Origin of the sequence: Pseudomonas sp. 25 R 14, from assembly GCF_900004755.1 — a bacterium.
In the GTDB taxonomy this organism is placed as follows: domain Bacteria; phylum Pseudomonadota; class Gammaproteobacteria; order Pseudomonadales; family Pseudomonadaceae; genus Aquipseudomonas; species Aquipseudomonas brenneri.
Window position 1 is genome coordinate 1 of the sequence record NZ_CVTS01000013.1, and the last position, 9,755, is coordinate 9,755.

Genomic DNA, 9,755 nt, shown 5'->3' on the forward strand with positions numbered 1-9,755 from the left:
CTGGCCTCGGCGGCCTGGCTGGCGTCGCCCGCAACCTGCTGGATCGTGGCTTCCAGTTCCCCTAATGAATCGCGGATTTGCGCAGTGTCCCCGGCCTGGCGTTCGGCGCCGTCATGCAGGCCGCCGCTCAGTTCGGCCAGGGCGCGGCTGCTACCGGCCACTTCTTCTGCGTTGGTGCGGATAGTCCCCACCAGGTTCACCAGGTAAGCACGCAGGCGATTGAGCGAGGCTTCAATATCATGCAGTTCGCGGTTGGTGTGGCCCAAGGCAATTGGCTGGCTGAAATCCCCTTCGGCCCAGGTTGAAAGGGCCGGCGCCAGGCTGGTGAGCACTCGCGCCAGGCGCCGTTGCAGGGTGTCGATGAGCAGGGCGATCAATAGGATCAGGCCGATCATCACGCCTTGGATCACCCGCACTTCGCCCTGGATCTTGCCGTGCTGGGCGCGTACCTCGGGCTCCAGCGCGGCGATGGCTTGCTGCACGGTGTCGATTTTCAGGTGAGTGGCAGCGGCCAGTTCTGCGCGCTTCTGGATTTGCTCGCGGGTACGCGCAAGCTCTGCCGGGTAGCGCGTGAGCAGGCTGTTGAGTTCGCGCTTGAGATTCACGCCAGTGTCTTCGGCGGTAGCGGTTTCGCTGCTTTCCAGGCCCATCAACGCAGAAAAATCATCGCTGTTGGAGGCACTGCTGGCGGTCACGCCCAGCAGCGGCAGTTGCTCAAGCAGGTCAGCCTGGCTGCGGATATTGGCCAGTTCACGTTCTACATCGGTGGCCAATTCACTGCGCCCGCTGCTCACCAGTTTGTCCCGCGCCAGGGACAGCTTGGCCAGGTGCTGCGAGGCTGCCAGCAACGGCGGCAGATAACGTCCTGCATCGGCTGAGTTGACGCCCATGGCGTACTGGCTCAGTTGTTCCAGGCTGGCCCCCAATTCCCGCTCGGCTTGCAGCAGCAAGGCTTGTGGGTCGCCGGCCAGTTTGCCGGCGGCCAGCAGGTCGGTCTTGCTGAAGCCATCGAGGCCGAGCAGGCCGGGCCGCAGTTTTTCGGTCAGTTCAGACGGCAATTCATCCAGGTGCAGCAACAGGTTTTCCAGGCTCTGGCCGGCAGCGCTCAGGCGCAAGGCGTCGCCGCTGGCCAAATAGTCGTCGATATTGCGCGCGGTCTGGTTCTGGAACGCCTGGGACAGGCCCAGATAGCGCTCCATCAATAGATAAGGGCGTTCGAGGGCTCGTTGCGACCACCAGAGCGTAGCGCCCAGGGCCAGGCAAACGGCGACCAGCAGAAGGGTGTTCAGATTCGTCAGCAGCTTCAGGCGCATGCGTGGTTTCAACCAACGGCAGAAGGAGTAAGTGCCTGAAGTTATTGCGTTTTCGTTACAGGGTTATGACCGAATCAGTGGATTCTGGTGAAAAGATGGCACTTTGCTTTGACGTGCGTGCGGCCTGGACTCGATTGCGTCCGGCGTCCTTGGCGCGGTACAGCGCTTCGTCGGCCTGGGCCGCCATCATCAGGCTGTCGGAACCGTCACACAACTCGACTACGCCGGCGCTGAAGGTGCACCACAAATCCTGGGGCTGGGCCGGATAATGGATTTCGGCAAAGCGCCCACGGATTTCGTCGAGCACCTTGCACGCGGCGTCCAGGTCGGTGTCGGGCATGACGATGGCAAACTCTTCGCCGCCGTACCGGCCGATATAGTCGGTCTTGCGCAGGCGCTGCTTGAGAAACAGCGCCAGGCTCTTGATCACGCGGTCGCCCATGGGGTGGCCGTGGCTGTCGTTGACCCGCTTGAAGTGGTCAATGTCGAGCATGGCAAAGCTCAGCGGCTTGCTCTCGCGGCGCGAGCGAAAGCTGCAATCTTCCAGCAGTTGCAGGATATGCGTGTGGTTGTACAGGCCGGTCAGGCTGTCGCGCACCATCCGCGCCTTGAGATGGCGGGCGCGGGCGGCGCGGTTGCGCACGGTGGTGATCAGGTGGCGCGGCTTGATCGGCTTGGTGAGGAAGTCGTCGCCGCCTTCGCTCATGGCATCGAGTTGCTTGTCCAGATCGTCCTCGGCCGACAGGTAAATGATCGGCACGCTGACATAACGGTCATTGTGGCGAATCACCTTGGCCAGCTCGGTGCCGGTGCAGGCCGGCATGTACATGTCGAGAATGATCAGGTCGGGTTGGAAATCCGCCAGTTCGGCCATGGCCTGGATCGGTTCGATCAAGGTGCGGGTAACGATCCCGGCGCTGTTGAGCAGGCGCTCGGTGTGCATGGCCTGGGCCCGGGAGTCGTCGATGATCAGCACTTTATAAGGCTCGTACTGGGCGACGCAGGTCAGGACCTCGATTTTTTCCAGCAGGCTTGAGGCTTCCAGGGTGCCGGTCAAAAACTCCTGGCCCCCGGCGCGCACGGCGGCCAGGCGGGTGGGGGTGTCGGTTTCGTGCAGGCTGAAGAACAGCAGCGGCAGTTTCTGCTCCAGGCCTTCCTGGGCTTCGGCGGCCAGTGTCAGGCCCAGGCCGGTGCCGCAGAAGTCCACGTCCATCACTATCGCGGCCGGCAGGCGTTCGGCCATGGACGAGCGGAAGGCTGCCACGCTGTCCAGGGACAGGGCGCTCAAACCAAAGAATTCCAGTTGCTTGGCCAGGCGCTCGGCGCGGTCGTGATCGGCCAGCATCACGTAGATGGGTTTGCGCATCGGCGGCAGGAAGGTCTGGTCCAACTGGTCGCCCTGGCGCAGGCCGGTGCGTGACAGGCGCTGCATCAAGCGGTTGAGGTCGGTGATCAGATGGCTGCTCAGGCGACCACGGTTTTCATCCACCGCCTTGAGCGATTCGATGATGTGCCGGGCCAGTTGGCCGTGTTCGGGCTGTTCAAAACGCTCGGCAAACCGCAGCAGGCGCAAATTGGCCTCGCTGAGTTCGCTTAATTCGGCGTTCGACCACTCGCTGCGCTGCAAACGCTGCCAGATCTCAAGAATTTGACGCGCCTGATGAATTACCCGCTGGGCAAAGTGCTGCTTGAGACGCTCACGGCTGGGGTCTTCTGGCTCGGTCATATCCTGACTACTAGGTAAGGGTGCATGCTGAGATCGACTGGTGGCTCTATGCTAGCACCTCTTTTCCTTTGCACGAGTGTCATACGTCAATTAACTGCATCGTCCAAGTGATTCATTTGCTGACCGTTGGGTCGCATAGGCGCATCAGCGCCCATCCTTTATAGTTGAGTGCCATCTTTCTGCCAGCCCGATTAGAAAGCCCCGCACAGAGGGGCACGATGGGGTAGGGTTGTGGTCGTAGCTATTGAACTCAAGTGACTGAAAGGATATCCGCCATGCTGGACTGGAAAAACCGTGCAGGCAGCGCCCCAGGCCCAAGCCCTGCGCCCAAGTCGGCCTCCCGCAGCTATTTTCGTAACCTGCTGATGAGCCGTGCCCTGCTGACCCTGGTGGTCATATACCTGCTGGTCACCGGCGGCCTGGGTTGGTACTGGAGCCAGGAGCCAGCCTTGTTCCCGGTCCAGCAAAATGCACAAATGGCCGCTGAAAAAGACGGCAAGCAAATGGTCATCGGCTTCACCACCGTCGAAACCGTCAAGACTGTGATGGGCACCCTGCTTAACAAACCTGGCGGCTACATTTCCAACGACCGTTTCCCGCCAGGGTTGTGGATGGACAACACGCCTAGTTGGGAATATGGCGTGCTGGTCCAGGTGCGTGACCTGACCCGGGCCCTGCGCAAGGACTTTGCCCGCTCGCAATCGCAATCGGCCGAAGACGCCGACCTGGCCAAGGCCGAGCCGCGCTTCAACTTTGATAACAAGAGCTGGGTGCTGCCCTCCAGCGAGTCGGAATACCAGGAAGGCATCAACTCCCTGAACCGCTATCAAGTGCGTCTGTCTGACCCCAACCAGAAAGGTGCGCTGTTCTATGCGCGTGCCGACAACCTCAACAACTGGCTGGGAGATGTCGCTACCCGCCTGGGTTCGTTGTCGCAGCGCCTGTCGGCCAGTGTTGGCCGGGTCAAGCTCAACACCGCGTTGAAAACCGAAGCGCTGGCGCCGGGCGAAGTGCCGCAGGTCGATGAAGAAGTGGTGGAAACCCCATGGATGCAGATCGACAACGTGTTCTACGAAGCCCGTGGCCAGGCGTGGGCCCTGTCCCACCTGTTGCGCGCGATCGAGGTCGACTTCGCCGACGTGCTGGCCAAGAAAAACGCCACCGTCAGCGTACGCCAGATCATTCGTGAGCTGGAGGCGTCGCAGGAAACCCTGTGGAGCCCGATGATCCTCAATGGTAGCGGCTACGGCGTATTGGCCAACCACTCGTTGGTGATGGCCAACTACATCTCCCGTGCCAACGCGGCGGTGATCGACTTGCGCCAACTGCTGAACCAGGGTTGAGTCATGGTCGACAGCACCAAGGAGGTCGCGCACCGCGCGGCCTCGGATGCCGAACACATTGCCTGGGTCGACGAGCAGGACAACCTGCTCGGCGCCCTGGTGCGCTCCGATTTGCGTGAGCGCGGGCTGATCGGGCGCGGCACCTACATCATGCTATTCAACTCAAAGGGTGAGCTGTGCGTGCATCGCCGTACCCTGAGCAAGGCCATCTACCCGGGTTACTGGGACGTGGCGGCGGGTGGGATGGTGGCGGCGGGCGAGAGCTATGAGCAGTCGGCGGCCCGTGAGCTGGAAGAGGAGTTGGGCGTCAGCGGTGTTGAATTGACCGCCCACGACCACTTTTTCTTCGAGGATACGGGCAACCGGCTCTGGTGCTCGGCGTTCTCGGCGGTCTGGGATGGGCCGCTGCAGCTGCAGCCCGAAGAGGTGCTGGAAGCGCGCTTTATGAGCATTGAAGCGGTGCTTGCCGATATCGAGCAAAAGTCCTATTGCCCCGACTCCCTGGCGGCCTTAAAACGCTATCTGGCCGCGCGTCGCTAAAGTTGCATAAATTGGCGCCATTTGGCTCTTAGCAAGTAGGCTTTTTGCCGTTACACTGCGCGACTTTTCAAGCCGAAACGCTACAGCGTCTCCCCGGCCCCCTGTAGGAGCGAGCTTGCTCGCGAAAAATCCAATGCCACCGCGTGCTGCCTGAATGCCCGCGTTATCGTTGACGATTTTCGCGAGCAAGCTCGCTCCTACAGAGGCAAACGGTGAGGCCTGGGCGGTTCGGTAGCGCTGCCCCTGCCTGAGTGGGGCTTCGCGGTCAGCCGCCCATTGCGGGCACTGATCAGTCTTCATCCTCCCAAGAGGATTGCCGGTGGCCAAAAAAGCCGCATCCTTCGCCGCCCTTGGTGGCCTGGTGTTTTCCACCGACGCAGGTCGGCATTGCCCGGACTGTCGCCAGCCCGTGGACGCCTGTACCTGCAAACAGACCCTGATTCCCGAAGGTGACGGCATTGCCCGCGTGCGTCGCGAGAGCAAGGGCCGTGGCGGCAAGACGGTGACCACCATCACCGGCGTGCCCCTGGCAGCCGAGCCACTCAAGGAGTTGGCCACCGTGCTGAAGAAGCGCTGTGGCACCGGTGGCGCGCTGAAAGACGGGATTATCGAAATCCAGGGCGATCACGTCGAGTTGCTGTTGGCCGAGTTGATCAAGCTCGGATACAAGGCGAAGAAATCCGGCGGCTAGCAGCCTCTGTGAAACCCGCACCGACGAGCGCGCTCGTCGTCTTCATGGTTTCACAGAGCCTGTTCCTGACCGGTGTCTAAACTCTGTCCTGCAAGTGGGGTCTACCCCTCTCACAGGCAAATCGTCATTTTCACTCTTTAGACTGCGCCAGCCTCTGACTTGGGTGGCGCTCTTCGACTTTATATAGGGGACTTCGATGTCCGTACGACGCACACGCAAAGACGATGGCAGCCAATGGACAGTTGCGGACAGCCGCAGTGTTTACGGGATTCGCCATTGGGGGGCCGGGTATTTCGCGATCAATGATGCCGGTCGCGTTGAAGTCCGTCCGAACGGCCCGAACAGCTCGCCCATCGATTTGTACGAGCAAGTGGACGAGCTGCGCAAAAGCGGCCTGTCCCTGCCATTGCTGGTGCGCTTCCCGGACATCCTGCAAGACCGCGTGCGCCAGTTGACCGGTGCCTTCGATGCGAACATCGAGCGCCTGGAATACCAGAGCAAATACACCGCGCTGTACCCGATCAAGGTCAACCAGCAGGAAGCGGTGATCGAGAACATCATCGCCACCCAGGACGTGTCCATCGGTCTGGAAGCCGGTTCCAAGCCTGAGCTGCTGGCCGTGCTGGCCCTGGCACCGAAGGGCGGCACCATCGTCTGCAACGGTTACAAGGACCGTGAGTTCATCCGCCTCGCGCTGATGGGCCAGAAGCTGGGCCACAACGTGTTCATCGTGATCGAGAAAGAGTCCGAAGTGGGCCTGGTCATCGAAGAAGCCGCCAACCTCAAGGTCAAGCCACAGGTCGGCCTGCGGGTGCGCCTGTCGTCCCTGGCGTCGAGCAAATGGGCAGACACCGGTGGCGAGAAGTCCAAGTTCGGCCTGTCGGCGGCGCAACTGCTGTCGGTGGTCGAGCGCTTCCGCGCGGCCGGCCTGGACCAGGGCATTCGCCTGCTGCACTTTCACATGGGCTCGCAGATCGCCAACCTGGCGGACTACCAGCACGGTTTCAAGGAAGCCATCCGTTACTACGGCGAACTGCGCAACCTCGGCCTGCCGGTGGACCACATCGACGTCGGTGGTGGCCTGGGCGTGGACTACGACGGTACCCACTCGCGCAACGCCAGCTCGATCAACTACGACATGGACGACTACGCCGGCGTGGTGGTGGGCATGCTCAAGGAGTTCTGCGACGCGCAGAGCCTGCCGCATCCACACATCTTCTCCGAAAGCGGCCGCTCCCTGACCGCCCACCACGCCATGCTGGTAGTGCAGGTGACCGACGTCGAGAAACACAACGACGACGTGCCAGTGATCGAGAACAAGGAAAGCCTGCCCGAAACCGTGCAATGGCTGGTCGACCTGCTGGGCCCGACCGACATTGAAATGGTCACCGAAACCTACTGGCGCGCCACCCACTACATGAGCGACGTGGCCACCCAGTACGCCGACGGCAAGCTGACCCTCGCGGAAAAAGCCCTGGCCGAACAGTGCTACTTCGCCGTGTGCCGTCGCCTGCACAACTCGTTGAAAGCCCGCCAGCGCTCGCACCGCCAGGTACTGGACGAACTCAACGACAAGCTGGCCGACAAGTACATCTGCAACTTCTCGGTATTCCAGAGCCTGCCGGACACCTGGGCCATCGGCCAGGTCCTGCCGATCCTGCCGCTGCATCGCCTCGACGAAGAGCCGCTGCGCCGCGCGGTATTGCAGGATCTGACCTGCGACTCCGACGGCAAGATCAAGCAATACGTCGACGAGCAGAGCATCGAGACCAGCCTGCCGGTGCATGGCTTGAATGACGGCGAAGACTATCTGCTGGGGATCTTCCTGGTGGGCGCCTACCAGGAAATCCTCGGTGACATGCACAACCTGTTTGGTGACACCGACTCGGTGAACATCTACCAGCGCGAAGACGGTTCGGTGTACAGCGCCGGGATCGAGACCCACGACACCATCGAAGACATGCTGCGCTACGTGCACTTGTCGCCGGAGGAGTTGATGACCCACTACCGTGACAAGTGCGCCAGCGCGAAGATCACGGCGGCGGAGCGTACGCAGTTCCTGGATGCGCTGCGGTTGGGCCTGACCCGCTCGTCCTACCTGTCTTCCTAAGACCGGCAGGCAGCGATTCAAACGGTGGGAGCCCGCTTGTGTAGGAGCGGGCAAGCCCACTCCCACACTAGTTTGCGCCCAGCCAAAGCCCCTGCCGATTCAGCCGCCAGGCAATCGCCCACAGCGTCAAGCTACGCACCGCCATAAACAGCAGGAAGGTTATCCACAGCCCGTGGTTACCCAACCCCTGCAACCCCCACGCAAACGGCAGCATAATCAGCACCGTCAACAGCATCCCATTGCGCATCTCCCGCGCGCGCGTCGCGCCAATGAACAAACCGTCCAGCAGATAACTCCACACCGCAATCAACGGCAGCACCGCCAGGTACGGCAGGTAGATATCGGCGGTTGCGCGTACGCTGGGAATATCGGTTTGCATGGCGATAAACAAGTGGCCGGCGAAGGTGAACAACAGCACAAAACCGAGGCTGGCGATCAGCGACCAGCCGCAGGCCACTACCAGTGAGCGGCGCAAAGCCTGGCGATCACGGGCGCCGATGGCGTGGCCGCAGAGTGCTTCCACCGCGTGAGCGAGCCCGTCCAGCGCATGGGCCGTCAGCAATAGCCCATTGAGCAGCAGGGCATTGGCCGCGACAGTGGCATCGCCCAGCCGAGCGCCTTGCACCGTGATCATGAAAAACACCGATTGCAGCGCCAGGCTGCGGATAAAAATGTCGCGGTTGACCGCCAGCAGCGCACGCCAGCTTTGCCAGACCTTGAGCGCCGCCCAGGCGATATGCCCGGGGTAGGCGCGCAAGGCTTTTTGCGTGAGGGCCAGGCCGAGCAGGGCGCCGGTCCATTCGGCAATCACCGAGGCCCGCGCCGAACCGACCACGCCCCAGTCCAGGCCCAAAACGAACCACAGGTTCAGGGCGATATTCACAAGGTTTGTGGTCAGCAGAATTGCCAGCGGCGCCCGGGCGTTTTGCGTGCCGAGGAACCAGCCCACCAGCGCATAAGTGGCCAACGCCGCAGGTAATCCGAACAGGCGGGTGTGGAAAAACTCGCGGGTCAGTTGGTTCAGTTCGGCCGAAGGCTGCATCCATTCCAGCGCCAGATGGCTCAGGGGAATGCCCACCGTGCCCAGCACCATCGCCAACCCTAGGGCCAACAGCAGGCCTTGCAGCAGGATTTGCCGCAGCGCCGCACCATCATTGCGTCCGGCCGCTTGCGCGGCGAACCCGGTGGTGCCCATGCGCAGAAAACCCATGGCCCAGGCCAGGAAGGTATACAGGCTGGCCCCCACGGCCACGGCGCCCAGTTGATGGGCGTGGGGCAGGTGGCCGATGACCATACTGTCCACCAAGGCCACCAGCGGCACCGAGATATTCGACAGAATCATCGGCGCGGCCAGGGCCCAGACACGGCGGTGAGTGGGACGGTGACGCCAGTCGGTGAGTAAGGTGGACATGCGGGCTCCTTGGAGGAGCGGCATTGTAACGCTGCATGGACAGCACCGCAGACACAATGTGGGAGCTGGCTTGCCTGCGATAGGGGTGTGTCAGGCAACTGATTTGTTACTGGTCCACCGCCATCGCAGGCAAGCCAGCTCCCACATTTTTGACCGCGTTTATGCCGGGGAATGCAGGCACTCGATGGAGCGGTCGACCGTGGTCTTGGCGATTTCCAGCAAATGCCACACCGCCAGCACCTTGGCCCGTTGGGTGCCGGGCAAGTGTTCGCCACAGTCGAGCACGGTGGCCGAGGCGCTGTTCAGCAGGCTGGCGGTGTAGAGCAGGGAGTCTTCGAAACTCAGTTCTTCGCTGACTGAGTGAAAGCCCTGGGTCGGTAGATAGTGGCTGAGGGCGCGATTGAAGGCGGCGCGGTCGTTGAGAAGGTCTGACGGTGGGTCGGGGACAATCTTATGCATGGCTTAGCTCCGAATTTGATTCTGAAGCCGAACCTGTCGCGACTAAACGAAAGGTGGCGGCTGTACGCAGGTTAGTCGACCGGCAAAATCGGAAATCCGGCGCACCCGAAGGCGCCCTGCGCACAGCTACCATAAATGGACCATGCACCGAATTTGGATTCC

At 61.7% G+C, this 9,755-nt stretch carries 8 protein-coding genes; 4 read left to right on the forward strand and 4 right to left on the reverse strand.

Annotated elements, in window-relative coordinates; translation table 11 throughout:
- Both BFQ03_RS02245 and BFQ03_RS02250 read right to left on the reverse strand, forming a co-directional pair.
- Positions 1 to 1,313: methyl-accepting chemotaxis protein (locus BFQ03_RS02245; protein WP_065942401.1), on the reverse strand; the 1,313-nt coding region annotated here is incomplete at its 3' end.
- A gap of 55 nt (positions 1,314 to 1,368) precedes the next feature.
- Positions 1,369 to 3,039 carry a GGDEF domain-containing response regulator gene (locus BFQ03_RS02250; protein WP_032859822.1) on the reverse strand — a complete coding sequence of 557 codons (1,671 nt, stop codon included), beginning with the start codon at positions 3,037 to 3,039 and terminating at the stop codon, positions 1,369 to 1,371.
- A 275-nt stretch (positions 3,040 to 3,314) separates the two neighbouring features.
- On the opposite strand from BFQ03_RS02250, the gene BFQ03_RS02255 reads away from it, so the two are divergent.
- The 4 genes from BFQ03_RS02255 (at position 3,315) to speA (ending at position 7,723) form a co-directional block, all read left to right on the forward strand.
- On the forward strand, positions 3,315 to 4,382 hold the full coding sequence (locus BFQ03_RS02255) for a DUF2333 family protein (protein ID WP_032859820.1): 1,068 nt from the start codon (positions 3,315 to 3,317) through the stop codon (positions 4,380 to 4,382).
- 3 nt (positions 4,383 to 4,385) lie between these two features.
- Complete coding sequence (locus BFQ03_RS02260) at positions 4,386 to 4,922, forward strand: NUDIX hydrolase (protein ID WP_032859818.1); 537 nt, start codon at positions 4,386 to 4,388, stop codon at positions 4,920 to 4,922.
- A gap of 319 nt (positions 4,923 to 5,241) precedes the next feature.
- The gene (locus BFQ03_RS02265; RefSeq protein ID WP_029297635.1) at positions 5,242 to 5,613 is read left to right on the forward strand and encodes a translation initiation factor Sui1; all 372 of its coding nucleotides are present in this window, start codon (positions 5,242 to 5,244) and stop codon (positions 5,611 to 5,613) included.
- 196 nt (positions 5,614 to 5,809) lie between these two features.
- On the forward strand, positions 5,810 to 7,723 hold the full coding sequence (gene speA / locus BFQ03_RS02270) for an arginine decarboxylase (protein ID WP_065942402.1): 1,914 nt from the start codon (positions 5,810 to 5,812) through the stop codon (positions 7,721 to 7,723).
- A 67-nt stretch (positions 7,724 to 7,790) separates the two neighbouring features.
- On the opposite strand, the gene BFQ03_RS02275 is transcribed toward speA, so the two are convergent.
- Together BFQ03_RS02275 and BFQ03_RS02280 are read right to left on the reverse strand one after the other, a co-directional pair.
- The gene (locus BFQ03_RS02275) at positions 7,791 to 9,134 is read right to left on the reverse strand and encodes an MATE family efflux transporter (protein WP_032859813.1); all 1,344 of its coding nucleotides are present in this window, start codon (positions 9,132 to 9,134) and stop codon (positions 7,791 to 7,793) included.
- A 159-nt stretch (positions 9,135 to 9,293) separates the two neighbouring features.
- The gene (locus tag BFQ03_RS02280; protein ID WP_032859811.1) at positions 9,294 to 9,593 is read right to left on the reverse strand and encodes a DUF6124 family protein; all 300 of its coding nucleotides are present in this window, start codon (positions 9,591 to 9,593) and stop codon (positions 9,294 to 9,296) included.
- Positions 9,594 to 9,755: the final 162 nt, after the last annotated feature.

Excerpts from the sequence above, each read along its gene's own strand:
- speA (WP_065942402.1), top strand. The coding sequence starts at position 5,810 with ATGTCCGTACGACGCACACGCAAAGACGATGGCAGCCAATGGACAGTT.
- BFQ03_RS02250 (WP_032859822.1), bottom strand. The coding sequence starts at position 3,039 with ATGACCGAGCCAGAAGACCCCAGCCGTGAGCGTCTCAAGCAGCACTTT.
- BFQ03_RS02255 (WP_032859820.1), top strand. The coding sequence starts at position 3,315 with ATGCTGGACTGGAAAAACCGTGCAGGCAGCGCCCCAGGCCCAAGCCCT.
- BFQ03_RS02260 (WP_032859818.1), top strand. The coding sequence starts at position 4,386 with ATGGTCGACAGCACCAAGGAGGTCGCGCACCGCGCGGCCTCGGATGCC.
- BFQ03_RS02275 (WP_032859813.1), bottom strand. The coding sequence starts at position 9,134 with ATGTCCACCTTACTCACCGACTGGCGTCACCGTCCCACTCACCGCCGT.
- BFQ03_RS02280 (WP_032859811.1), bottom strand. The coding sequence starts at position 9,593 with ATGCATAAGATTGTCCCCGACCCACCGTCAGACCTTCTCAACGACCGC.